Origin of the sequence: Sporofaciens musculi (assembly GCF_009830285.1) — a bacterium.
In the GTDB taxonomy this organism is placed as follows: Bacteria; Bacillota; Clostridia; order Lachnospirales; family Lachnospiraceae; genus Sporofaciens; species Sporofaciens musculi.
Window position 1 is genome coordinate 3,870,722 of the sequence record NZ_WUQX01000001.1, and the last position, 24,587, is coordinate 3,895,308.

17 protein-coding genes and 9 pseudogenes are annotated in these 24,587 nt (G+C 52.2%); 23 read left to right on the forward strand and 3 right to left on the reverse strand.

The window, feature by feature from the left end; genetic code table 11:
- The first annotated feature begins 34 nt into the window (after nucleotides 1-34).
- The 23 genes and pseudogenes from GN277_RS30435 to GN277_RS19895 all read left to right on the forward strand — a co-directional run bounded on the left by GN277_RS30435 (nucleotide 35) and on the right by GN277_RS19895 (nucleotide 22,004).
- Complete coding sequence (locus tag GN277_RS30435; RefSeq protein WP_244324639.1) at nucleotides 35-277, forward strand: transposase; 243 nt, start codon at nucleotides 35-37, stop codon at nucleotides 275-277.
- Between the two features lie 52 nt (nucleotides 278-329).
- A complete protein-coding gene (locus GN277_RS19780) occupies nucleotides 330-1,187 on the forward strand; it encodes an IS3 family transposase (protein ID WP_244324962.1) in 858 nt (285 codons plus the stop codon).
- Nucleotides 1,188-1,251: 64 nt separating this feature from the next.
- Nucleotides 1,252-1,704: a hypothetical protein gene (locus tag GN277_RS19785; RefSeq protein ID WP_244324795.1), complete on the forward strand. Its 453-nt coding sequence runs from the start codon at nucleotides 1,252-1,254 to the stop codon at nucleotides 1,702-1,704.
- A gap of 125 nt (nucleotides 1,705-1,829) precedes the next feature.
- Nucleotides 1,830-2,477, forward strand: coding sequence for a CHC2 zinc finger domain-containing protein (locus GN277_RS19790; protein WP_016304300.1), 648 nt, complete (start codon nucleotides 1,830-1,832; stop codon nucleotides 2,475-2,477).
- Nucleotides 2,443-3,786 carry a virulence-associated E family protein gene (locus GN277_RS19795; protein ID WP_204162843.1) on the forward strand — a complete coding sequence of 448 codons (1,344 nt, stop codon included), beginning with the start codon at nucleotides 2,443-2,445 and terminating at the stop codon, nucleotides 3,784-3,786. The genes GN277_RS19790 and GN277_RS19795 overlap by 35 nt, the downstream gene beginning before the upstream one ends.
- 253 nt (nucleotides 3,787-4,039) lie before the next feature.
- Complete coding sequence (locus tag GN277_RS19805) at nucleotides 4,040-4,237, forward strand: hypothetical protein (RefSeq protein ID WP_024728179.1); 198 nt, start codon at nucleotides 4,040-4,042, stop codon at nucleotides 4,235-4,237.
- Nucleotides 4,238-4,243: 6 nt separating this feature from the next.
- Nucleotides 4,244-5,908, forward strand: coding sequence for a recombinase family protein (locus GN277_RS19810; RefSeq protein WP_159752906.1), 1,665 nt, complete (start codon nucleotides 4,244-4,246; stop codon nucleotides 5,906-5,908).
- Between the two features lie 94 nt (nucleotides 5,909-6,002).
- Nucleotides 6,003-6,086, forward strand: a pseudogene (locus tag GN277_RS19815) (Maff2 family mobile element protein); the annotation flags it as partial.
- Nucleotides 6,087-6,105: 19 nt separating this feature from the next.
- Nucleotides 6,106-6,978 (forward strand): VirB6/TrbL-like conjugal transfer protein, CD1112 family, encoded by an 873-nt coding sequence (locus GN277_RS19820; protein ID WP_159752909.1) that lies wholly within the window; start codon nucleotides 6,106-6,108, stop codon nucleotides 6,976-6,978.
- 177 nt (nucleotides 6,979-7,155) lie between these two features.
- Nucleotides 7,156-7,557, forward strand: coding sequence for a PrgI family protein (locus GN277_RS19825; protein ID WP_002569171.1), 402 nt, complete (start codon nucleotides 7,156-7,158; stop codon nucleotides 7,555-7,557).
- Nucleotides 7,508-9,945, forward strand: a pseudogene (locus GN277_RS19830) (VirB4-like conjugal transfer ATPase, CD1110 family). Before GN277_RS19825 ends, GN277_RS19830 begins: the two are co-directional and overlap by 50 nt.
- Nucleotides 9,942-10,901, forward strand: a complete 960-nt coding sequence (locus tag GN277_RS19835) for a DNA-methyltransferase (RefSeq protein ID WP_159752911.1) — start codon at nucleotides 9,942-9,944, stop codon at nucleotides 10,899-10,901. The pseudogene GN277_RS19830 and the gene GN277_RS19835 overlap by 4 nt, the downstream one beginning before the upstream one ends.
- Nucleotides 10,902-10,936: 35 nt before the next feature.
- Nucleotides 10,937-13,005 (forward strand): annotated as a pseudogene (locus GN277_RS19840) (CD1108 family mobile element protein).
- A 42-nt stretch (nucleotides 13,006-13,047) separates the two neighbouring features.
- A pseudogene (locus tag GN277_RS19845) lies at nucleotides 13,048-13,325 on the forward strand (DUF4315 family protein).
- A complete protein-coding gene (locus GN277_RS19850; RefSeq protein ID WP_159752913.1) occupies nucleotides 13,318-14,034 on the forward strand; it encodes a DUF4366 domain-containing protein in 717 nt (238 codons plus the stop codon). Before GN277_RS19845 ends, GN277_RS19850 begins: the two are co-directional and overlap by 8 nt.
- On the forward strand, nucleotides 14,031-14,219 hold the full coding sequence (locus GN277_RS19855) for a hypothetical protein (RefSeq protein WP_159752915.1): 189 nt from the start codon (nucleotides 14,031-14,033) through the stop codon (nucleotides 14,217-14,219). Before GN277_RS19850 ends, GN277_RS19855 begins: the two co-directional genes overlap by 4 nt.
- 15 nt (nucleotides 14,220-14,234) lie before the next feature.
- Nucleotides 14,235-16,322: a DNA topoisomerase gene (locus GN277_RS19860; protein ID WP_244324796.1), complete on the forward strand. Its 2,088-nt coding sequence runs from the start codon at nucleotides 14,235-14,237 to the stop codon at nucleotides 16,320-16,322.
- Nucleotides 16,323-16,560: 238 nt separating this feature from the next.
- Nucleotides 16,561-18,593: pseudogene (locus GN277_RS32485) on the forward strand (antirestriction protein ArdA); the annotation flags it as partial.
- Nucleotides 18,594-18,808: 215 nt separating this feature from the next.
- Entirely contained in the window at nucleotides 18,809-18,991 is a 183-nt protein-coding gene (locus GN277_RS19870; protein ID WP_159752917.1) for a hypothetical protein, read from the forward strand.
- Between the two features lie 54 nt (nucleotides 18,992-19,045).
- Nucleotides 19,046-20,478, forward strand: a pseudogene (locus GN277_RS19880) (YodL domain-containing protein); the annotation flags it as partial.
- 3 nt (nucleotides 20,479-20,481) lie between these two features.
- Nucleotides 20,482-21,434: pseudogene (locus GN277_RS19885) on the forward strand (hypothetical protein).
- Nucleotides 21,431-21,642, forward strand: a pseudogene (locus tag GN277_RS19890) (transposon-transfer assisting family protein). Before GN277_RS19885 ends, GN277_RS19890 begins: the two co-directional pseudogenes overlap by 4 nt.
- Nucleotides 21,639-22,004 carry a cysteine-rich VLP domain-containing protein gene (locus tag GN277_RS19895; RefSeq protein ID WP_159752921.1) on the forward strand — a complete coding sequence of 122 codons (366 nt, stop codon included), beginning with the start codon at nucleotides 21,639-21,641 and terminating at the stop codon, nucleotides 22,002-22,004. Before GN277_RS19890 ends, GN277_RS19895 begins: the two are co-directional and overlap by 4 nt.
- A gap of 256 nt (nucleotides 22,005-22,260) precedes the next feature.
- Here GN277_RS19895 and GN277_RS19900 read toward each other — a convergent pair whose 3' ends face one another.
- The 3 genes and pseudogenes from GN277_RS19900 to GN277_RS19910 all read right to left on the reverse strand — a co-directional run bounded on the left by GN277_RS19900 (nucleotide 22,261) and on the right by GN277_RS19910 (nucleotide 24,514).
- On the reverse strand, nucleotides 22,261-22,821 hold the full coding sequence (locus GN277_RS19900; protein ID WP_159752923.1) for a hypothetical protein: 561 nt from the start codon (nucleotides 22,819-22,821) through the stop codon (nucleotides 22,261-22,263).
- Nucleotides 22,822-22,881: 60 nt separating this feature from the next.
- A pseudogene (locus tag GN277_RS19905) lies at nucleotides 22,882-24,224 on the reverse strand (relaxase/mobilization nuclease domain-containing protein).
- Entirely contained in the window at nucleotides 24,185-24,514 is a 330-nt protein-coding gene (locus tag GN277_RS19910) for a plasmid mobilization protein (protein ID WP_004081247.1), read from the reverse strand. The pseudogene GN277_RS19905 and the gene GN277_RS19910 overlap by 40 nt, the downstream one beginning before the upstream one ends.
- Between the last annotated feature and the right edge of the window lie 73 nt (nucleotides 24,515-24,587).

A 24,587-nucleotide genomic window follows, 5' to 3' on the forward strand; every position in this document is an offset into this window, starting at 1 on the left:
ACTATCAAGTGAAAAAGCAAAGGAGATGTTTTACATGGCGAAAAACCAGAAATCTTACACTCCGGAATTCAAGCAGCAGATCGTGGATCTGTATAATGCCGGAGGAACCTCGTATCCGCAACTGGAGCGTGAATATGGCGTAAATCGAAGCACACTCAGCAACTGGGTAAAACAGCTCTCCCCATCAAAGTATCCGGGGAGGAGACGGTCACCCTTAAGGAGTATAAGGCTCTCCAGAAAGAAATCCAACGCCTTAAGATTGAGAATGAAATATTAAAAAAAGCGACCGCCATATTCGCGAAAGAACAATAGCCGAGATTGTTTCCTTTATCCAGAACAACTTAACCCGCTACTGTGTATCTCAGCTTTGCAGCGCTCTGAAATTCCCAAGGAGTACCTATTACAAGGCTCTGGTTTGTGTACCCTCAAATAAGCAGAAGGCATATGCGGAATTCGGCAGGAAAGTGAAACAGGCATATGATGACTCAAAACAAAGGTATGGGGCTGTCAAAATATGCCGTGTGCTGAATGATAATGGTACACCTTGCAGCGTCAAGAGGGTGCAGAGGCATATGGCAGAGCAGGGACTGCGCTCTATCGTAGTAAAGAAGTACAATCATCATGCCAACCATGGCAGCATCCCGGAGGATAAGAAAAATATCCTGAGGCGTGATTTTGGGACGGAGACCATCAACCAGAAATGGTGTACGGATATCACTTACATCCATGTACAGAAAGAAGGATGGACCTATCTGGCTTCTGTCATGGATCTGTGCAGCCGAAAGATTATAGGGTATGCCTATGGCACATCTATGACGGCGGAACTGGCGGTTAAAGCGGTAGAAAACGCATGCCTGAATGTCAGGGATACCGAGGGGATCATCCTTCATAGTGATCTTGGAAGTCAGTATACGAGCCAGGCATTTGAAGACTGCCTGGGCAGTAAAGGAATCCTGCATTCATTTAGTCGTAAGGGAAATCCATACGATAATGCCTGTATGGAATCTTTCCATTCCGTACTGAAAAAGGAAGAAATCTATCTTCATACTTACCAGGATTTAAGGGAAGCTCGCAGAGCAATCTTTAAATACATAGAGGGCTGGTATAACCGTAAACGGATCCATAGCTCTATCGGTTATCTGACACCACAGCAAAAGGAGGATGAGGAACTCAAAAAAGCAGCATAATCTTTCAACTTTTTTTGTCTAAAGTATTGACATAGATCCAAAGCGTATCAAAGCCATCGACACCATGCTGTCCTACATTGACAAATACGAAGCCAACAAGCCAGTCCATAAGGAGTACGCCGCCATCGGCTGGAAGAAGAAAAAGGAGCAGTTTGCGGAGAGCCACCGGGAGGAACTGGACGCTTACAATGCCGCCATCCGGTATTTGAAAGCCAACCTGAAAGGCAACTCTTACTCCCGCAAAGATTTGGAATCCGAACGGGAACAGCTTGCTTCTGCCCTGCCGGAACAGGGGGAGGAGCTGGAAGCGGTTCAGGCAGATGTAAAAGTGCTGCGGGATGTGCGCCGCTGGCTCAATCAGGTATTGCCGTCCGAGCAGTACCGCCAGACCGCCGAGCCGGGGAAGAAACCGTCCGTACAGGGGAACCTGAAAGGGCGGCAGGAACGCATCCGGCAGGAGCAGGCAGAGAAACGCCAGCCACCCCGGACACAGAAACAACAGAATATGGAACTTTAAACAGGCACTTGTTTTGTGATTGGAAATCGCTGGCAGGTGCTTTTTCATTTTAAACAAGATGGATTTACAGACAACGTGAACGACATTGTGTCGCTCACGTTGGGATTATCAGGAGGAAACGCCTATTGAACGTATTTGAAGCCGTGAAGCAGTCCGTCACCACAAGGCAGGCTGCGGAGCATTATGGAATCCATGTAAACCGGAATGGGATGTGCGTCTGCCCGTTCCACAACGACAAGAACCCAAGCATGAAGGTTGACCGCCGCTTTTACTGTTTCGGCTGCGGAGCCACCGGGGACGTGATTGACTTTGTTTCCCGTTTTTATGGAATCGGCAGTAAGGAAGCCGCCCTCATGCTGGCGCAGGACTTCTCCATCCCCTATGAGGACGGGAGGAATGCCGGGAAGCCGCCCATCCGGCCACGTCTGCGGAGGGAAACGGAGGAACAGAAATTTAAGCGTATGGAGCGGCATTGTTTCCGGGTGCTGTCCGACTATTACCATCTCCTGCGCCGCTGGAAGGAGGAATACGCCCCACGCCAGCCCGATGAAGCATGGAACCCCCGGTTTGTGGAAGCCATGCAGAACATGAGCCGGGTGGAATACCTGATGGACGTGCTTCTCTCCGGGGATATTCAGGAGCGGGCGGCGCTTATAACAGGACACGGAAAGGAAGTGAGGAACCTTGAAAGACGAATGGCAGAATTTACCGCCCCAGATACGGCAGGAAATAGTGAACATGACAGACAGCACCGAACCGCCCCGGAGCGTTGAAGAAGTAAAGGCTATGCTGGAAACCACCGAAAAAGGCGGCTTCCGCAACAGCATAAGCAACTGCCTGACCGTGTTCCAGTGCGACCCGCTCCTGTCCGGGGCGGTTGCCTACAACCTGCTGACTGACCGCACGGATATTTTAAAGCCTGTCGGCTACAAGAGGAATCAAGGCAGCCCCATGACCGATACGGACATGAAATATATCCGTCTGTATCTGGAAGAAACCTACGGCCTGACAAGCGAAAAAAAGATACAGGATGCCGCCGACCTTGCCGCCCACCAGAACAGCTACCACCCTGTCCGGGAGTATTTAAACAGCCTGACATGGGACGGAACCGAACGGATACGCTCCTGCCTGCGGCATTTTTTAGGAGCCGGTGAGGACGAGTATACTTTCCAATCCCTGCGCCTGTTCTTGTTGGGAGCCATCCACCGGGCATTTTCTCCCGGCTGCAAGTTTGAAGTCATGCTCTGTCTGGTAGGCGGGCAGGGAGCCGGGAAGTCCACCTTCTTCCGTCTGCTGGCAATCAAAGATGAGTGGTTCTCCGATGATTTGCGGAAGCTGGACGATGACAATGTATACCGGAAGCTACAAGGTCACTGGATAATCGAAATGTCGGAGATGATTGCCACCGCAAATGCAAAGAGCATAGAGGAAATCAAGTCCTTTTTGAGCCGCCAGAAGGAAGTCTACAAAATACCCTACGAAACCCACCCGGCAGACCGCCTAAGACAGTGCGTGTTCGGCGGCACATCCAACGCCCTTGACTTCCTGCCCCTTGACCGTTCCGGCAACCGCCGCTTTATCCCCATACAGGTATGCCCGGAACAGGCGGAAACACACATTTTAGAGGATGAAGCCGCTTCCAGAGCCTATTTAAACCAGGTATGGGCGGAAGCGATGGAGATTTACAAAAGCGGCAGATGGAAGCTGACATTCAGCCCGGAAATGGTGCGCTATCTAAAGGAACGCCAGCGGGACTTTATGCCGGAGGACACCAAGGCCGGGATGATTCAGGCTTTCCTTGACAGCTGCCCCGGCGATACCATCTGCTCCAAACAGCTTTACAAAGAAGCCTTAAACCACGCTTTTGACGAGCCGAAACAATGGGAAATCCGGGAAATCAACGAGATAATGAACCAGTGCGTCACCGGCTGGAAGTATTTCTCCAATCCCCGGATGTTCGCCGGGTACGGCAGGCAGAAAGGATGGGAACGGGAAAAATCGGCAACGGACACTGGCAACGGGGCGGGAAAAACCCCAGAAGGATTTACGCCTGTGCCGGAGCAGATGGAGCTTCCTTTCTGAAAAAATCCGGCAAATGACAGCCCGTTGCACACTTCGTTGCTATCCCGTTGCCGGGCCGGTTGCCGGGGAAAATCCCGTAACTGTCGGCTTTTCTCCCCTTTAACAACCAAAGCAACAGAAAAATAAAAGAAAAAGTATAAAATAACCCAACCGCCAGACAAGGATTAGTTCCAAGGTTTTTTGAAGCCCGTTGCCGGACTTCGTTGCCGACCTTCCCTGTCTGGCTGTTTTCATGTATGGAGGACAACTGCCTATGGCGAAAAATAAAACAGAGATTCATGTCACCACAGTATTTGACGGCGAGCTGGACGCTACGGACGTTTTCGTGAGCCTTATCGCACAGAAACACAGCAGAAAAACAGATAAAGATTATCTTGCTAAATCACAAGAAATAGGATATAATAAAGGTGAGGTTCCAAGTGACCGTGTTCCGTCTGGATTGTGCGGGTAAACGGTTATGATGAACACTTTTGGATATACAGGAATGGACACACTTCTTGCCGGGAGCTTCCGGGCAGCTATCTATTGCAGGCTGTCCAAGGACGACGACCTTGACGGGACGAGTGCCAGTATCGAGAACCAGCGGGATATGCTGGAAAAGTTCTGCCAGAAGCAGGGATGGGAGGTTACGGCAGTCTATCAGGACGACGGCTTCACCGGTTTGAACATGGAACGCCCCGACCTGAAACGGATGTTGAAAGCCATTGAGCGGAAACAGGTAAACCTTGTGATTACAAAGGATTTATCAAGATTAGGACGGAACTACTTGCAGACAGGGCAGCTTATCGAGGACTTCTTCCCAAGAAACGGTGTGCGCTACATCGCCATGAATGACGGTATCGACACCATGCGGGACAACAACGACATTGCGCCCTTTAAAAATATCCTGAATGAAATGTACAGCAAGGATATTTCCAAGAAAGTCCATTCTTCCTATGTGCTGAAGGCGCAGAAAGGCCAGTTCACCGGCTGTATCGCCCCGTTTGGCTACAAGAAAGACCCGGAGGACAAGAACCACCTTCTCATTGACGTGGAAACCGCCCCGGTTGTCCGGCTGATTTTCGGATATGCGCTGGACGGCCACGGCCCCAACTACATCCGGCGCAGGCTGGAGGAAGGGAAGCACCCCTGCCCCACATGGTGGAACCGGAAGCGGGGACACCGGAACATCCGCACCAAATGGGAAAAGAAAGACCCGGAGAACGGGCGGTACGTCTGGGACTTCTCCGTGATTAAGGAAATCCTGATGAACCCCGTTTACACAGGTGCAATCGCTTCCCAAAAGACCGAGTACCGCTTTAAAATCGGCACTATCCGGGATAAGAAGCCGGAGGACTGGATTGTGGTGGAGGGGACGCATGAGCCACTGGTGGACAAAAAGGACTTTGCGATTGTGCAGGAAAAACTGAAATCCCGCCAGCGACCGGGCAAATCCGGGGAAATCAACCTCTTTGCAGGGCTGATAAAATGTGGGGAGTGCGGAAAGGCTCTTACTATCCGCACCACGCATGAGAAGTTCCCGAAGCGGATTTTCTCCTGCAAGACCTACAATGCCTATGGGAAGCAGCACTGCACACAGCACCGGGTTGAGTTTGACACGCTCTATTCCCTTGTGCTGAACAAAATCCGGGAGTGCGCCGCCGCTGCCCTGACAGACAGTGAAGCAGTAGCCGGACGGCTGACCGATACCTGCCATGCCAGACAGAAAGACCAGCGGGAAGCGATGGAGCGCACCCTTGCCAAAGACGAAGAACGGATTGAAGTGCTGGAAAAGATGGTATTGCGGCTCTATGAGGATATGGTAGCCGGACGAATCACAGAAGAAAACTTCAATCTCCTGCTGGAAAAGACACAGAAGGAACAGGCGGAATTAAAAGCCAAGGCTGAGGAAGGCCGGAAACGCCTTGCCGATGAAATCCGGCTTGCCGTGGACGCAAGGCAGTGGGTGGAATCCATACAGGAATACCGGGACATCACCGAGCTGGACGCTTCCACCTTAAACCGCCTGATTAAAGAAATCGTTGTCCATGAAACCATAGACAGCGACAAAACAAGACACATTTCTATCGAAATTCATTTTAATCTCAAACCCATACCGGAAGTGGAGCAGGTCACAGGCTGACCGCTCCCCTGCTCCGGGGGATTCTTTAAAAACTCCATATATATTTCTTGACGTGCCGCCGCCCGCCAGAAAGCTGTATTGTTCCTACTAATTGGGGATAACACAGCTTATGGCGGGCGGCGGCGTTGCCCTTATCGGCATGACCCTTGTACCGCTGCTTTCCGGCTTGTTCGGTTAAGAAGCGCGGGTAAAGGCTTATGCAGAGCATACTTGACGCGATTAACGAATGGATAAAGGAAATCCTCATAGGAGCCATAAACGGTAATCTGTCAACTATGTTCGGGGACGTAAACGAAAAAGTCGGCACTATCGCCGCAGAGGTAGGGCAGACCCCGCAAGGGTGGAACGCAAATATATTCTCCATGATACAGACCCTTAGTGAGAATGTAATCGTACCCATTGCGGGGCTTGTCATTACCTACGTCCTATGCTATGAGCTTATCAGCATGGTAACGGAAAAGAACAATATGCACGACGTTGACACTTCCATGTTCTTCAAGTGGGTGTTCAAGGCGTTTGTGGCAGTCTACCTTGTGACGCACACCTTTGACATCACTATGGCGGTGTTCGATATGGCGCAGCACGTTGTTTCCGGCGCGGCGGGGGGGGTTATCGGCGGCAGCACAGAGATTGATGTTGCCGCCGCCCTTGCTTCCATGCAGGACGGGCTTGACGCTATGGAAATCCCCGAACTGCTCTTACTTGTCATGGAAACAAGCCTTGTGAGCTTGTGCATGAAAATCATGTCCGTACTGATAACCGTTATCCTCTACGGAAGAATGATAGAGATTTACCTTTACTGTTCGGTATCGCCTATCCCGTTTGCAACTATGACGAACCGGGAATGGGGGCAGATAGGAAACAACTACCTCAAATCCCTGTTCGCTATCGGTTTTCAAGGCTTCCTCATAATGATATGCGTCGGCATTTACGCCGTACTGGTGAACAACATGATAATAGCGGACAATCTGCACAGCGCGATATTCTCCCTTGCAGCCTATACCGTTATCCTCTGTTTCTCCCTGTTCAAATCCGGCGCACTGGCGAAGTCGATATTCTCCGCGCATTAGCGGCGTGTCAAGGATAGGGTGGAGATTTTCAGAGCGAAGCGGCGAAAATACGACCCGACCTTGACGCGGATAACCCCCATAAAATACGGGCGGGCAAAGGGCATAAATTGACCTTTGCCTTGATTACCCTTATGGGAGATTACAGCAACACCAAACCCAGAGAAAGGAGGTTTTCACTTGGCGTATGTACCCGTACCCAAAGATTTATCCAAAGTCAAGACAAAAGTAGCGTTCAACCTTACCAAACGGCAGATTGTATGTTTTGCGGCGGCTCTCCTGTTCGGCTTGCCGCTTTTCTTTCTGCTCAAAGACAGCACAGGCACAAGCCTTGCGTCTATGGCTATGATTGCCGTCATGCTGCCCTGTTTCCTGTTCGCCATGTATGAAAAGCATGGACAGCCCCTTGAAGTGGTGGTGAAGAACATAATTCAGACGAAATTCATAGCCCCCAAAGAACGACCATACAGGACAGACAACTTTTATTCCGTCTTAGAACGGCAGAGAAAACTTGAAAAGGAGGTATCAGCGATTGCAAAAGGAAACACGAAGAAACAGCGCGGCGGGAAGCGCAAAGCCTAACCCGCCCCGCAAGCTCACCCGCGCCGAGAAAAAGCAGATTGCGGAAATCATCAGACAGGCAAAGGGCGACGGGAAAGCGCACACCGCGCAGCAGACAATCCCCTATATCCAGATGTACCCGGACGGTATCTGCAAGGTTACGGGACGGAAATATTCAAAGACCGTCGCCTTTGAAGATATTAACTATCAGCTTGCACAGGCAGACGACAAGACCGCCATTTTTGAGAACTGGTGCGACTTCCTAAACTACTTTGACGCTTCCGTTTCGGTGCAGCTCTCTTTCATCAATCAGGGGACGCAGCGGGGCGAAGCGGAAAAAGCGGTCAATATCCCGGCACAGGAGGACGCTTTCAATTCTATCCGAACAGAATACCGGGATATGCTGAAAAACCAGCTTGCAAAGGGCAACAACGGGCTTGTCAAAGCAAAATATATCACCTTTGCCATTGAAGCCGACAGTCTGGGCGCGGCGAAATCCCGCCTTGCCCGTATCGAAACGGACGTACTGAACAACTTTAAGCTCTTGGGCGTAGCTGCCCGCCCCATGACAGGCTATGAACGCCTTAAAATGCTGCATGGCATTTTCCACCCGGAGGGCGGGCAGTTTGCCTTTGATTTTTCATGGCTTGCCCCGTCCGGGCTTTCCACAAAGGACTTTATCGCCCCGTCCTCTTTCCGTTTTGGCGAGGGGCGGTATTTCCGCATGGGGCGCAAAATCGGCGCGGTTTCATTCCTTGAAATCCTTGCGCCGGAATTAAACGACCGTATCTTATCGGATATTCTGGACTTGGAAACGGGCGTTATCGTCAATCTGCATATCCACAGTATCGACCAGACCGAAGCCATAAAGACAATCAAGCGGAAAATCACCGACCTTGACAAAATGAAAATCGAGGAACAGAAAAAAGCGGTACGCAGCGGCTATGACATGGATATAATCCCGTCCGACCTTGCCACTTTCGGCAGCGAAGCGAAAAATCTCTTACAGGACTTGCAGAGCCGGAATGAAAGAATGTTCCTTTTGACGTTCCTTGTGGTGAACATGGCAGACACAAAAAGGAAACTGGAAAATGACGTGTTCGCGGCGGCGGGTATAGCACAGAAGAACAACTGCGCCTTAACCCGCCTTGACTACCAACAGGAAGCGGGGCTTATGTCCTCTGTACCGCTTGGGGAGAACCTTATCCCCATTCAAAGGGGCTTACCACGTCAAGCACCGCTATCTTTATCCCCTTTATCACACAGGAGCTTTTTCAATCTGGCGCGGCTTTATACTACGGCTTAAACGCCCTGTCTAACAACATGATACTCTGCGACCGCAAGCAGCTTAAAAACCCCAACGGCTTAATCTTGGGTACGCCGGGAAGCGGGAAATCCTTTGCAGCCAAACGGGAAATGACAAACGCTTTCCTCATTACAGACGACGACATAATTATCTGCGACCCGGAAGCAGAGTATTTTTCCCTTGTGCAGCGGCTTGACGGGCAAGTGATACGCTTGTCGCCTACGGGCAAGGGCATTGACGGGAAACCCCAGTATGTAAACCCTATGGATATTAACCTTAATTACAGCGAGGACGACAGCCCCCTTGCGCTGAAATCCGACTTTATCCTCTCCCTCTGCGAGCTTGTCATAGGCGGCAAGGAGGGCTTGCAGCCCGTCGATAAGACCGTCATTGACCGCGCCGTTAGGAACGTGTACCGCCCTTTCCTTGCAGACCCCGCCCCGGAGAAAATGCCGATTTTGGGCGACCTCTACGACGAGCTTTTGAAGCAGCCGGAGCCGGAAGCGGCGCGTATCGCGGCGGCATTGGAGCTTTATGTTTCCGGGAGCCTTAACGTATTTAACCACCGTACCAACGTGGAACTGAACAACCGCCTTGTCTGCTTTGACATCAAGCAGCTTGGGAAGCAGCTCAAAAAGTTAGGTATGCTCATTGTGCAGGACCAGGTATGGAACCGCGTCACCGTCAACCGGGCAGAAAGGAAATCCACCCGGTATTTTATGGACGAATTTCATCTTCTCTTGAAAGAGGAACAGACCGCCGCCTATTCCGTTGAAATCTGGAAGCGTTTCCGTAAATGGGGCGGCATACCCACAGCCATTACGCAGAACGTCAAGGATTTGCTTGCTTCCCGCGAAGTGGAGAATATCTTTGAAAACTCTGATTTTGTCCTCATGCTCAATCAGGCGGCGGGCGACCGGGCTATCCTTGCAAAGCAGCTCAACATCTCCCCGCAGCAGATGAAATATGTCACCCACACCGAAGCGGGCGAGGGGCTTATCTTCTACGGGAACGTGGTGCTGCCCTTTGTAGACCGTTTCCCGAAAGACACCGAGCTTTACCGGGTAATGACGACGAAGCCGGAGGAAGTGGGCGAAGCATGAACGGGCTGAAAACTGACACCATCATCAACCGGGACGCGCTCTATGCCTTGCGGGAGCTTCCAGAGGAAAGCGTACACTGTTGCGTCACAAGCCCGCCCTACTACGCACTTAGAGATTACGGGCTTGATATGCAGATTGGGAGGGAGGACACGCCGGAGCAGTACATTGACAGGCTGACCGAGGTTTTCCGCGAGCTGCGCCGGGTACTGCGTTCTGACGGCACTTTCTGGCTGAATATCGCGGACACCTACTGCGGCACAGGGAACAAGGGCTACCATGCAGACCCGAAGAACCCGAAAGGGAGGAACGGACAGCAGATTGCAAGAAACAACCGCGTTTCCGGCTGCAAACAAAAGGACTTAATCGGTATCCCTTGGCTTTTAGCTTTTGCCCTACGCGCTGACGGGTGGTATTTAAGGAGCGACATTATCTGGCAGAAAGAAAACCCCATGCCGGAGAGCGTGAAAGACCGCCCTACCCGCTGCTATGAACATATCTTTCTGCTTACGAAGTCAAAGAAATATTTCTATGACGCAGCCGCCATAGCCGAGCCGTTAGCCCCCACAACGGCGGCGCGGTACCGCACCGGGCGCAGCGCGGGACAGAAATATGCGGACGAAGTACCCGGACAGGGGAACGTACAGGGGCTTAACCGGGCGAGAAGCGGCAGCTACTACGACGAAGCCCTCATGCCGACCATGCGGAACAGGCGGGACGTGTGGCTTATCAATACCGTTCCCTACAAGGGCGGGCATTTCGCCGCGTTCCCGCCAAAACTTGCCGAAACCTGTATCAAGGCGGGCTGTCCGAAAGGCGGCGTTGTGCTTGACCCCTTTTTCGGCAGCGGCACGACGGGGGCAGCCGCAAAGCAGCTTGACAGGCATTATATAGGCATTGAGATAAACGCCGAGTATTGCGCCCTTGCAAGGGCGCGGATTGGAGGGACAGACACATAAAACAATATAAAGCGCGTGAAAAAGTCACGCAGAAAATGACCCGCGAGGGGGCTGTCGAGGTAAACGCCGCCACCGGGAAAAAGAAACGTATCAGCAAGCGGATAAGGGACGCGGACTTTGCAAAGACCGAAGCCCCGCCGCAGCCGGAACAGGCAGCGCAGCCCCTACCGGGCGGTGCAACTTCCCCGCCCTTAACCGACACGCCGCCGCTTCCCCATGTGCCGGGGGCAGAACGGGAACAGGACACCGCCGCAGCCGAGCGCGTCTTGGAGCGTATCGACGGGGCGCGTACCAGAAAGGCGAGCAAAAAGGCGGCGAGGAAGGCACAGGCAGAAGCCACAGCAAAAGAAAAATCTTCCCGTTTGCAGTTTACCGACGAGGAACGGGCAACGCCGGAGCTTGAAAAGTATATCCGAAAATCGGACAAAGCAGCCGACCGTCTGGACGCTGCAAAGGCGGCTATCCCCAAAGAAAAGAAACTTGTACGGGAGCGCACCTTTGATGAAACCACCGGGAAAGGCAAGACCCGCCTACGCTTTGAGGAACGGGAAAAGCCCATAGGAAAGAACAAACCCCACCATAACCCGCTATCCCGCCCCGCACAGGAAGCGGGTATTTTCGTCCACAACAAGATACATTCCGTTGAAAAGGACAATTCCGGCGTTGAGGGGGCGCACAAATCCGAAGAACTGGCAGAGCGCGGCGCAAAGTACGGGGCGCGGAAAGTCAAGGAGGGCTACCGCAGCCACAAGCTGAAACCCTACCGGGCGGCGTCAAAGGCAGAGAAAGCGGCGTTCAAGGCGAATGTGGATTTCCAGTACCATAAAGCCCTGCATGACAATCCGCAGATTGCGGGCAATCCCCTTTCCCGCTTCATGCAGAAGCAGCAAATCAAGCGGCAGTATGCAAAGGCAGCGAAAAAAGGGGGCACAGCCACAGCAAAAAAGGCAGCGGAGAATACAAGGAAAGCGGCAAAGAAAACCACCGAGGAAACCAAACGGGCAATCGCTTTTGTAGGGCGGCACCCGGCGGGCGTATGTATCGCCGTTGCCGCGCTGCTCTTATTCATCATGGTATCGGCGGGGCTTTCCTCTTGCGGTTCCATGTTCTCCGGCTTGATGAACGGCATACTTGGGACTTCCTACACGTCGGAGGACAGCGACCTTGTGGCGACGGAAAATAATTACGCCGCAAAGGAAAACGAGCTTCAGCAGCAGATTGACAATATCGAAAGCACCCACCCCGGCTATGACGAATACCGCTATGACCTTGACAGTATCGGGCATAACCCCCATGAGTTAGCGTCCTACCTCACCGCCCTTTTACAGACCTACACCCCGCAGAGCGCACAGGCAGAATTAAACCGCGTCTTTGCCATGCAGTACACTTTGACGCTGACGGAAGAAACGGAAATCCGTTACCGCACAGAAACAAGCACCGACCCGGAAACAGGGGAAACCACCACCGAGGAAGTACCCTACGAGTACCATATCCTCAACGTGAAACTGACGAACAAGCCCATTTCCGAGATTGCGGAGGAACTTCTAACGCCGGAGCAGCTTGAAATGTACCGCGTCTATCTGGAAACAAGCGGAAACAAGCCGCTGATTTTTGGCGGCGGCTCCCCCGATATGGGCGCGTCCGAGGATTTAAGCGGCGTACAGCTTGTAAACGGCACACGCCCCGGCAACACCGCCGTTGTAGACCTTGCGAAGCAGCAAGTCGGCAACGTGGGCGGGCGACCCTTTGGAGCTGGTACGGATTTAACAGCCGCGTGGAATGGTGCGCCTGTTTCGTTTCATGGTGCTACAATCAAGCCGGAAAGAGCGAGCCGCGCTTTGCCGGGTGCCAGTCACAGGGCGTACCCTGGTTCCAGTCACGCGGGCAATGGGGCGCGAGGGGCTATGAGAATATCGCCCCCGGCGACGCTATCTTTTTCGACTGGGACGGGGACGGGAGCGCAGACCATGTGGGGCTTGTTATCGGAACGGACGGGGAGCGCGTCTATACCGTCGAGGGCAATTCCGGCGACGCCTGCAAGATAAAGAGCTACCCCGTTAATTACTCCTGTATTAAAGGCTACGGGCTGATGAACCGGAACTAAAAACAAACATAACACAGAAAATCTGAAAGGAGAAATTTATTGATGGCTATGAACAAAATTGAACGTATCGACAAGGAGATTGCAAAGACCCGCGAGAAAATCACCGAGTACCAGAACAAATTAAGGGGCTTGAAGCGCAGAAAACCGAAGCGGAAAACCTGCAAATCGTACAGCTTGTGCGCTCCATGCGCCTTTCCCCGCATGAGCTTTCCGCTATGCTTTCCGGGGGCGGTATTCCGGGCATGGAAGCCGCGCCGGGCTACCCCGCAGAACCCGCAGACCACGACAACGAAGAAATGGAGGACACCGAGAATGAATAAGAAAATCCTTAGACCACTGACCGCACTTTGCGCCGCCCTTGTACTTATGGGCGGCTTTTCCGTTACCGCTTTTGCACAGACCCCGGAGGGAGAGGACGACACCAACGACAGCGGCGTTGTCTACGAGGAACCCCAAAAGGAAGAACCCCTTACCCCGGACGGGAACGCGACCCTTGTAGACGATTTCGGCGGCAACAAGCAGCTTATCACCGTAACGACCAAAAACGGCAATTACTTTTATATCCTCATTGACCGGGACGACGAGGGCGAGGACACCGTACATTTCCTTAATCAAGTGGACGAAGCCGACCTCTTAGCACTTATGGAGGACGGAAGCACCGAAGCAGCCCCGCCCGCCGTTTGCAGTTGTACCGAGAAATGCGAAGCCGGGAAAGTGAATGTGAGCTGCCCCGTCTGCAAGGACAACATGACCGCTTGCAGCGGCAAGGAAGCGGAGCCGGAAACCGAGGAACCAACAGAGCAGCCCAAAGAGAAAGGCAATACAGGCGGGCTTGTGCTTTTCCTTGTCGTGGCACTTCTTGGCGGCGGGGGCGCGTTCTATTATTTTAAGTTTATGAAACCGAAGCAGAGCGTCAAGGGCGACACCGACCTTGAAGATTTCGATTTTGACGATTACGACGAGGACGAGCCGGAGCCGGACGAGGGGGACGGGCTTTCTGATGAAGAACAGGAGGACGAGGAAGCATGACCCTGTTTACCGACAATCCCTTTGAAAAGATGATGATACAAAGACCGGGCGGGCGGCGTGACAATGCGCCGCCCGTTCCCCATTCCCCGGCTTGCGCTTCCTGCCCGTACAAAGGGCAGCTCCCTTGTGTGGGCTACTGTCTGAAACAGATACAGGAGAAAAAGGCAAGCGAGCCGGAACGCTGAAAGGAGGATTTTTTCATGGCACTTAGACTTGTGATTGCAGAAAAACCGAGCGTGGCGCAGACTATCGCCGCCGCGCTTGGCGTTAAAGAAAAGAAAGACGGATATATCGAGGGCGGCGGCTACCTCATTTCATGGTGCGTCGGGCATTTGGTACAGCTTGCGGAAGCTGCCGCCTACGGGGAACAGTACAGGAAATGGCAGCTTGACAGCTTACCCATTCTGCCGGAGGAATGGCAGTACACCGTTGACCCGGACAAGGGGAAGCAATTCAAAACCCTAAAAGAGCTTATGCACCGCGCCGACGTTTCCGAAGTGGTAAATGCGTGTGATGCGGGGCGCGAGGGTGAATTGATTTTCCGCTTTGTCTACGAAACGGCGGGCTGCAAGAAGCCCATGCGCCGCTTGTGGATTTCCTCAATGGAGGACGGGGCGATTAAGGCGGGCTTTGCTTCCCTCAAAGACGGGCGGGACTATGACGCGCTCTTTGCGTCTGCCCTCTGCCGCGCAAAGGCTGACTGGCTTATCGGCATTAACGCCACCCGGCTTTTCTCCTGCCTGTATGGAAAGACCTTGAACGTGGGGCGCGTCCAGACCCCGACCTTAAAAATGCTCACCGACCGGGACGTGGCTATCTCCCATTTCCAGAAAGAAAAATATTATCATGTTCGCCTTGATTTATCCGGCGCGGAAGCGGCAAGCGAAAGGATTTCAGACAAGGCAGAAGCCGACGCGCTGAAAGGAGCTTGCGAAACAGAAACGGCGGTATGCGTTTCCCTTACCAGAGAGAAGAAAACCGCAGCCTCGCCGAAGCTCTTTGACCTTACCTCTTTGCAGCGGGAAGCGAACCGCATTTTCGGCTACACCGCAAAGCAGACCCTTGACCTTGCACAAGCCCTTTATGAAAAGCGGCTCCTTACTTATCCGAGGACAGACAGCAGCTATCTTACTGACGACATGGGCGGCACCGCAGCGGGCATTATCGCGCTGCTTTGTGACAAGCTCCCCTTTATGGCGGGCGTAAATTTCACGCCGGAGGTTGCAAAGGTATTAGACAGTAAAAAGTATCAGACCACCACGCAATCATTCCCACTATGGAGCTTGCAAAGGCTGACCCGGACACGCTGCCGGAAAGCGAAAAATATCCTTACCCTTGCGGGGGCGCGTCTGCTCCTTGCCACCGCCGAGCCGCATATTTATGAAGCGGTTACGGCGGTTTTCTCATGCGCCGGGACAGACTTCACCGCAAAAGGAAAGACCGTACTTGCGGAGGGTTGGAAAGAGCTTGAACGCAGATACCGGGCGACGCTGAAAGACAAGCCCGAAGCAGAGGACGGGGAAAATGCAGACGTGACGCTGCCGGAGCTTTCCGAGGGACAGGGCTTTGAAAACCCCGCCGCAAAAGTAACGGAGCATACCACAACGCCGCCGAAGCCCCACAGCGAAGCAAGCCTTTTGTCGGCTATGGAACGCGCCGGGAACGGGGACACTGACCCGGACGCGGAACGCCGGGGGCTTGGCACTCCCGCCACCCGCGCCGCCGTCATTGAAAAACTGGTAAAGGGCGGCTTTGCGGAGCGCAAGGGGAAGCAGCTTATCCCCACGCAGAACGGAGCCGCCCTTATATCAGTGCTGCCGGATATGCTCACTTCCCCACAGCTTACCGCAGAATGGGAAAACAATCTGACGCAGATAGCAAAGGGAGCCGCAGACCCCGGCGAATTTCTGTCCGGCATTGAAGCTATGGCGCGGGAGCTTGTGCAGACACACGCCGCAGCACTGGACGGGAAAAAGGATTTGTTCCGGGAGGAAAAGCCCTCTGTCGGCAAATGCCCCCGTTGCGGCTCTCCCGTCCATGAGGGGAAGAAAAACTATTATTGCGGCAACAAAGAATGTGCCTTTGTCATGTGGAAGAACGACCGCTTTTTCGAGGAACGCAAGACCGCTTTTTCCGCGAAGATTGCCGCCGCGCTCCTTAAATCCGGCAAGGCGAATGTGAAGAAGCTCTACTCCCCGAAAACAGGCAAGACCTACGACGGAACTATCGTTTTGGCTGACACTGGCGGGAAATACGTCAACTACCGTATCGAAGTACAGAAGAACTAAAAACTTGAATAGCAAGCATAGGAAGCGGGTACCCACTTCCGTAAATCCCTGTCCTGCCGCTGACGCGCCGGACGGGGATTTTGCTTGTTGGGAAGTTTCCCAAACCCTCTTTTTGCGGAGGGCTTCACCCTCTGAAAATTTTCATAAATCTTTGGCAGAAATGCGGGTGTGCCGTAGTAGGCTATGCAGCCAAAAATGCAGCTTGTGACGCTGACGCAGAGAAAGGAGGTTTTCATTTATGGCAAGTTTACGGGACACCGTAAAGGACTATCAAGACGAGCTTAGGGACGGTATCGCATGGGTAGCGTTCTGGAAACAGGGGCGTTCATGGAACGCGGAATATTTTCATCTTGATATGGACGACACCCTCTACCCGGAGGACAGGAGCCGGTTAGAGGAAATCAAAGCACCGACCCCGCCGCCGTTATCTTAAACGGCTATTACTGCGGGCATTTAGGCGAGGACATGAGCCTTGACGAGCTGACCGCCGGAGTGCGCTACCACTACGAAAACAGCATGAACGACATTGACGGTTTTATCGGGGCGCATGACGACAGGCTTCCCCCGGAGGTTATCGAGGAAGCGAGAGCCGCCGCCCATGAAGCGGGGCTTCCCTTTTCCGAAAAGCCCTACCGGGACGGTGAGGATTTTAACCCCTATGTATTTGACGGGAGCACAGAGCATTGAAGATTACGAGCTTATGCACCGCATGATGAACGAAGAAAGGAGCAGAACAAATGGCAGAACCGATTTTAAGCGGCTATCTTTCCAATCTTGGAAAGTACACCGAGGGCAGACCCGCGGGCGAATGGGTGACGTTCCCCACGACTGCCGAACATCTGAAAGAAGTCTTTGACCGTATCGGGATTGACTTCAAGCACTATGAGGAATGGCATTTCACAGAATTTCAATCCCCTATCCCCGGCTTGACGGAACATTTAAGCGAGTATTCCCACCCCGACGAGCTGAACTATTTAGGAAAGCTCTTGGAAATGCAGTTTGACGACGACCGGGAGAAATTCATTGCAGCCATTGAATACGGCGACCATGCCGACAGCTTACAGGACATCATCAACCTTGCACAGAACCTTGACTGCTACTGGCTTTATCCGTCCGTCCACAGTGAAGAAGAATACGGGCATTATCTGGTTGACGAACTGGAAGAACCGGAGCTATCCGACGAAGTGAAACGGTATTTCATGTATGAGGAATACGGGCGGGACGCTTCCATTAACGACGACGGTATGTTTACCGAAAAGGGCTATATCTACAACAACCGCAACACCTTTACAGAATGGTACGACGGGCGCGACGTGCCACAGGAATACCGGGTAACGCCGCAGCCCCCGCAGCCAGAACGCCCCGACCCGGAAAAAGAAGATTTTGACGCTGCCGCAATGCAGCCCGCCCGCTGCCGAACCGCGCCCGGTTATCCCGATTATCCCTACCGCCGACACTTCCGACGGGAAGCTGAAAGAGATTGCCGCCCACCTGGAACGCGGCATTACAGAACTGTTTGACAGTGAACGCTATGCGGACTATCTGCGCGTCATGTCAAAGTTTCCAACGTACAGCTTGCGGAACACCGTCTTAATCGCCATGCAAGCCCCCGACGCTACCCATGTCATGGGCTTCAACGCATGGAAAGACCCGCTTATCAACCGCCATGTAAAGGCAGATGAAAGGAATACGGATTATCGCCCCTACCGAAAAGACCATACGGAAGCAGGTAGAAAAACTTGACGGACACGCAGCAGCCCATAATCGGCGCGGACGGAAAGCCCGTCACCGAAGTACAGGAAATCAAGATACCAAAGTTTATTGTCGTTTCTGTCTTTGACGTGGCGCAGACTTGGAAAGAACAACTTGCCGCCGAGCTGACGGGCAATGTGGAACAGTACCCGGATTTTTTTGCCGCCCTTGAAAAAACGTCGCCCTTTGCCGTTGGCTTTGAAAACAGGCAGCATAAAAGGACGCCCTATGAGGAAAGAAAAAATCATCAACGAGGGCATGAGCGAATTACAGAATATCAAGACTGCTATCCATGAAATCGCCCATGCAACGCTACATGATACCGCTATCGACGCGCCGGAACGCCCCGACCGTCGCACCCGCGAGGTACAGGCTGAAAGTATCGCCTTTACCGTCTGCCAACATTACGGGCTTGACACGTATTATTCCTTCGGCTATTTCGCCAGGTGGAGCAGCGGACGGGAGCTTGCCGAGCTGAAAAGCTCTCTTGAAATCATCAATTGCACCGCTGCAAAGCTGATTGAAGCCATTGACGGACATTTTGAAACCAAAAGGAACAGGCAAAAGGACATTTTTTCGCAGCCCTTGAAACAGACCGGACCCCCCGTTCCTATCGCCTTTGAGAACAAGCGGACACAGGCGGAAACCCGCAGCGAAGCCCTACAGGAAACCAGCACAGGAGGACAAGCCGCCCCATTTCTATCAACGAAACCGCCGCCCGCCGCGCAAAGGATATGAGCAGCTTTTACGATTACAAACCGGGCAGCGCAACGGCAGAATACCGCAGCTACATTGACGAAGCTGTACAAATCGCGGAACGGCAGAAAAAACGTGTTGACCCTACGTACCATGAAAAGATTGACAGTCTGCTTGACACATTGACCGGAAACTGGCGGCGAATATGTCAAGGGCTATGAAAGCGGCGCCTCTATCTTGATTCGGAGGTGCCAACAAAAGCAGGGCCACCGACCGGAATACAGGTACCGGACTACAGGGCTTCTTTAAAATCCGGCTATGGCGCCGGGTGGATTAGCAGTCGAGGAACTTCAAAAGAAACTTGCGGAGCTGAAAAGCTCAGGAAACCTTGAAAGCAGATACGCAGCGCAAGCCGCCTTGAGATTTATCAATTCAATAGACGAAAATCTTGCGAGAGCTGGAAAATGGGCGTTATAGAACAACAAGCAGACCGCCGGTCAAAGAGCAGCCCACAGAGAAAGGAAAGGCAGTTGGGAGCCGGAGCAGCCGCAGCCGGAAGCCCCAGCCAAAGGCAGATGCAGCCGGGAAAGAGAAGCGAAGCGGCCGCACGGGAAAATCCGGCGCACAGGAAAAGGCGGTGCCGCCCCGAAAGAAGCCTTTACCCCGGAAACGATTTACAAGGTGCGCCGGAACCCTTACAGCGACAGCCGGGAAAACAGCTACCTCTTGCAAGCCTATGTGACACAGGAGAACGGGCGGGCGAAAATGGGCGACGTTCTTTATACGGGAACGCCGGAGAAATGCCGCGAGCTTATGGGGCAGCTCAAAAGCGGCGAGCTGACCGAGGGCGACGTAAAAGCAGCTTTACGCAAAGGCACAGGAAACGGCGCAGACCGCCGGACAGGACAAAGACACCTTTTCCATTTACCAGATAAAAGGCGGGGACGAAACAAGGGATTTCCGCTTTGAGCCTTACGACCGCCTGCAGGCGGCGGGGAATGTGGTTGACAGGGCGAACTATGAGCTTGTCTATTCCGCGCCCCTTGCGCCGGAAACTTCCCTTGAAGATATTTACACCCGTTTCAATATCGACCACCCCAAAGATTTTAAGGGACACAGCCTTTCCGTTTCGGACGTGGTAGTGCTTCATCAGGACGGACAGGACGCGGCGCATTTCGTTGACAGTGTAGGTTTCCGGGAAGTGCCGGAGTTTTTACAGGAGCAAAAGCAGCTTACCCCGGACGACTTGGAAACGGGCGAAACTGTCAAAACACCGAGAGGGACTTTCCATGTAACCGCCATGAGCCGGGAGCAGATAGAAGCCGCCGGATATGGCTTTCACCACCAGTCGGACGACGGAAAGTATCTGATTATGGGGAATGGGACGCGGGCGTTTGCCGTTGCCGCAGAACAGGCGCAGCGGGACAATCCCTTGAAAACCGCCGAGCAGACCACAGAGCAGAACGGGAACATGATTGACGGTATCATCAACAACACCCCCACCGTTGACGAACTGGAAGCAAAGGTAAAGGCGGGCGAGCAGATTTCCCTTGTTGACCTGGCTAACGCTGTCAAAGCCGACAAGGAGCGCGGCAAGGGAGCGAAGCCGGAAAAGAAGCCCTCTATCCGGGCGCAGCTTAGAGCCGACAAGGAAAAGGCACAGAAGAAAAACGCAAAGCAGAAGTCACAGGACTTGGAAAGGAGCTGACCCATGCCGGAACAGAGCAAATTTGAAAACGTGGATTTGTTCGCTTCCCTTGAAGCGATTATGAAGCAGAACACAGGCTTTTACCAGAGCGACTTAGACATTGACAAAGAGATTATCGCAAAGGCGGCGGCAAGCCCCCACAGGGAGGACAAGACCCTTTTGTGGTTCTGCCGCCCGTCCGGGACGCACTGTTTCCGGGAGCGCGACGTTTTCCTCAAAGACACCGCGCCCCACAACACATGGCGTTTCTACATGGAGCAGACAAGCGACCGCGTTCTTGCCTATGCAATCGAGCTGACGGGAAAGGAGCGCGGGAAAATCAAGGGCAATCTGTACGAACTGGACTACGCTAAACATTATGAGCGTGTCAAGGAAAAGGAGCTGCCCGCCGATACGGTGAAGCTGATTTATGAGCATGGGGAAAGGGAGATACAGGAAGCCGGACGGTTCTTCAACGGAACCCAGACCCGCAGCTTGGGAAGTTTGAACGCTTTGAAGCCCTACCCAACGACCCGGACGCGCTGCAATCTATTTTACAGGAAGAACGGCGCAGCCGGGAGCAGCTTTCGCCGGGGGACTTCAAGGCGCATATCACAGCCTTGCGGGACGGGCTGATTGAAACGGAAGCGCGGCGCATTGTGCGGGAAATGAAGCGGCACGACGAGCCGAACAGCCCGAACAAGACCCATTTCATGGCAGAGCTTTCCCCGGCGTTCATGCGGCTTGGGGACAAAGGACACTGACCGCCTTTTCTCCATGCTGCCCTACAAGACACTTTCCTTTTCCAAAATCGAGGGCAGACATGGGACGTATGCGCTAATTGACAAGGGGGAGAACCGGGACAGAGAGATAAGGAAGCCCCGCCCCTCTATCCGGGCGCAGATTAAAACGGACAAGGCAAAGACCGCCCCGAAAAAGGCGGTGGCGAAAACAAAAATCACGATATGGAGGTATGAGCATGATTAGACTGACTGTTGAAGAAACAAACCTTTTGAGCATTTACAAGAGGGCGGCAAGCGGGCTTTGATTGATGAACGTCAACGCGCGCTGCCCTACATGGACGCGGATATGCGGGAGCTTGCAAAGCGCACCCTTTCCAAAGTGGACGCTTTGACCGAAGCGGAATTTGCAGAGCTTCCCATTTACGCCGCTGATGAAGCATGAGTGGGGTTAAGCGGCTGACGCCGCCCCAAAGCCGGAAAGTAAACGCCCTTGTGCGCCGGACGTGCTGCAATTATGATAACGGGAACTGTATCTTACTGGACGACGGGGACGAGTGCGTATGTCCGCAGCTCATTTCCTATTCGCTTCTCTGCAAGTGGTTCCGGGTTGCGGTGCTTCCCGCCGACAGGCTGCTTTATGCGGAGCTTTACCAGACAGGGGATAAGAAGAAATGTACCGAGTGCGGCGCGTTCTTTGCGTCAACCTCTAACAGCGTCAAATACTGCCCCGTCTGCCGGAAACGTATCACCCGCAGACAAGCCGCCGAGCGCATGAGGAAAAGACGCGCCCCTGTTACGCAGTAGGCGCGGAAAATCCCTTGATTTACAGGGCTTTCCGGGCGTGAAAATCAGAAAGGCGATACTTTATACCTTTACCCCCGAAAATGGCGTTCTACTGCGTAACATTCACGAAAACAGCACCCACAAAAAGACAGGGCGCGGAAGTCATATACTGGCTTCCGCGTCCTGTTCTTTTATTTGGGAAACATATAAATGTATTGAACCACTGGATAATCATGTTTTGAATTTGGCATCCAAAAATTTATGTAGTATACGGTTTTTAATATGTCTGATAGAGAAAGGCTTTCAGAGTATTTAATATCATCTGTTTTTCTTCAAAATCATTTATTGTGCCTAATTCATATCTTCCACTTCGATTGTTTATAAGATACAATTCGCATATCTCTTGTAAAGTTTTTTCTTCTAATGGAAGATGTAAATTTAACTGAAAAGCATATGAGGATTGTTCTGGTATATTAACAGGTAAATACAATTTGTCACCCGATATTTCATATATCTCATTCCATTCATAATCACTTTTTGAGGTATCAGCAATTTCAACATCTATCCTGTCTACTGGCTGTACTAAATTTGATTTATTAGTTATTGTAATAATTAGAGGTATATTCAAATATGCTTCATCTTCATTTATGACACATTCAATCATCCTATTCTTTTCAAATCCCTCTGAAAGAATTATGTTGATTTTATCGTATTTTACTTGATTATATACTGTAAAAATAAGTGTAGAAAATGATACAATCAGTGCAATTAGACTTATTACATTATAAAAAACTTGTGAACGCAAAATGTTTAATACTTTTTTTCCTTGATTTTTCACGTTACCCCTCTTTCCTAAAATCATTATAATGAATTTTTTTAAAAAATCTACACAAATATATCATCGTTCCGTTTCTTTTTCCCGTTCCGGCTGTCTGTCTGCCTGTAAAATGCTGTCAATGTTCTGCTTGATAATGTCATATTCCCGGACTTTCTTTTTCAGCTTCCCATAGTCGGCGTAAAGGGCTTCTTTCTGCGCTTGGAGGGCTTCATACTCCGATTGCAGCGCGGCGAGGTTCGGGAGCTTTGCAATGCCCGCCGCTTTCAGCGACCTTGCGGCGGCTTCATGGAGGATAATTGCCTGTTCCTGTCTGGCGCGGTATTTCTCCCTGTTCCTTGCCTTGCGGTATGCGTCATAGACGGGCTTTGTCTTTTGGTAGGTGGAAACATTCTTGATAAGCACCGCCATTTCCGCAAGCCGCTTTTCGGCGTTCTTCAATGCGTCTGCCGCCTGTCCGCTTTCCGCTGCCATTTCCTCTATCCGGCTGACTAAATCTGCGTACTGCTCAATCTTATGTTCCGTCAAGAAATTCATTGTTTTCGCTGCCTGTTTCAGATTATGGATTTTCGCCCACTGTTCATAGCCCTTACTCTGCGCCGCCTTGATACTGTTCTCAATGTCGATAAGCAGCGACACGCCGCGCTGTTCTCTGGGAGCTTTCACCGCTTTTGTCCGTCTGCCCGCTATCCGTTCCCTTATGGCTTCCTCTGTATAGTCTGCGCCGAGGGTTTTAAGGCGTGTGAAGCGTTCCTGTCCGGGGCGCGGCATGACACATATTTCCCCGGCTTTATCTCATAGCCCGCCGCCTGTAACCGCGTTAGCAATTCCTCAAAACTGGAAACTTGGGGGATAAGCGCGTCAAGGGCGGTTTTCAGTTTGCCTTTCCAACTGGTACCCGTCTTTTCTGCCTGGTACTCCGCATAGCTCTTTCCCTTGCTGCCCTTGCCGGGAACGCCGACGGACAAGCCATTCTCCCGGCACAGCTTGTCGCTCATGTTCCGTATGCCGTAATAGCTCCTTTTGTTGGAATTGTATTTGTGGTGGTCTACGAAATTTACGGCGCAGAAAATAATGTGATTGTGGACGTGTCCTTTGTCAATGTGCGTCGTGAGTACATATTCATGCTGCCCCTTTGTTACCGCGTCGGCAAGCTGCTTTCCGATTTCATGGGCTTTCTGATAATCTACTTCCCCCGGCTCAAAGGACTGTATCAGATGAAAGGCTAAATTGTTCCCCTTTTGGAGTGCTTGGGACAAGGTATATTCAAACTCAATATCTGCCGTTTCATAGGAGCAGCCGAAAGAGGACACAAGCATTTTCCCGTCTGTCTTGTCCGGGTTTTCGATATAGTCAAGGGCTTTGCTTAGAGTGCTTTTAATAGGCTTAATCTTTGTAACCGCCATATCTCCGCAAGCACCCCCTTTATTTCCTCTATGTCCTCTTGGTATGCGTTCCCCGTCGCGTTTACGCGGCGTGCTATCTGGTTGACGTTGACACCGATTTTCTGTATCTCTGCGGTCATTGCCTTAATGTCGCTATGGTCTATCTGAATGATGTACCCGTCAATGGCAATCTTCCGCAGATATGCCGCCATGTTCCGGGTGGGTACGAGCTTCATTTTTTCCAGTATTAAATCCCGTTCCGCTTCCGTCACTCTGAATTTGATTTGCACCGTCCTTTTCCGTCCGTCCATGTATTCGCTCCTTTCCTTTCCGTTCCGAGGGTTTGGGACACTTCCCAACAAGCCATTTTCAACCGACGCGCCG

Coding starts and splice junctions, on each gene's coding strand:
- GN277_RS30435 (WP_244324639.1), top strand. CDS start 35: ATGGCGAAAAACCAGAAATCTTACACTCCGGAATTCAAGCAGCAGATC.
- GN277_RS19785 (WP_244324795.1), top strand. CDS start 1,252: ATGCTGTCCTACATTGACAAATACGAAGCCAACAAGCCAGTCCATAAG.
- GN277_RS19795 (WP_204162843.1), top strand. CDS start 2,443: ATGACAGACAGCACCGAACCGCCCCGGAGCGTTGAAGAAGTAAAGGCT.
- GN277_RS19805 (WP_024728179.1), top strand. CDS start 4,040: ATGGCGAAAAATAAAACAGAGATTCATGTCACCACAGTATTTGACGGC.
- GN277_RS19810 (WP_159752906.1), top strand. CDS start 4,244: ATGATGAACACTTTTGGATATACAGGAATGGACACACTTCTTGCCGGG.
- GN277_RS19820 (WP_159752909.1), top strand. CDS start 6,106: ATGCAGAGCATACTTGACGCGATTAACGAATGGATAAAGGAAATCCTC.
- GN277_RS19835 (WP_159752911.1), top strand. CDS start 9,942: ATGAACGGGCTGAAAACTGACACCATCATCAACCGGGACGCGCTCTAT.
- GN277_RS19850 (WP_159752913.1), top strand. CDS start 13,318: ATGAATAAGAAAATCCTTAGACCACTGACCGCACTTTGCGCCGCCCTT.
- GN277_RS19855 (WP_159752915.1), top strand. CDS start 14,031: ATGACCCTGTTTACCGACAATCCCTTTGAAAAGATGATGATACAAAGA.
- GN277_RS19860 (WP_244324796.1), top strand. CDS start 14,235: ATGGCACTTAGACTTGTGATTGCAGAAAAACCGAGCGTGGCGCAGACT.
- GN277_RS19870 (WP_159752917.1), top strand. CDS start 18,809: ATGAGCAGCTTTTACGATTACAAACCGGGCAGCGCAACGGCAGAATAC.
- GN277_RS19895 (WP_159752921.1), top strand. CDS start 21,639: ATGAGTGGGGTTAAGCGGCTGACGCCGCCCCAAAGCCGGAAAGTAAAC.
- GN277_RS19910 (WP_004081247.1), bottom strand. CDS start 24,514: ATGGACGGACGGAAAAGGACGGTGCAAATCAAATTCAGAGTGACGGAA.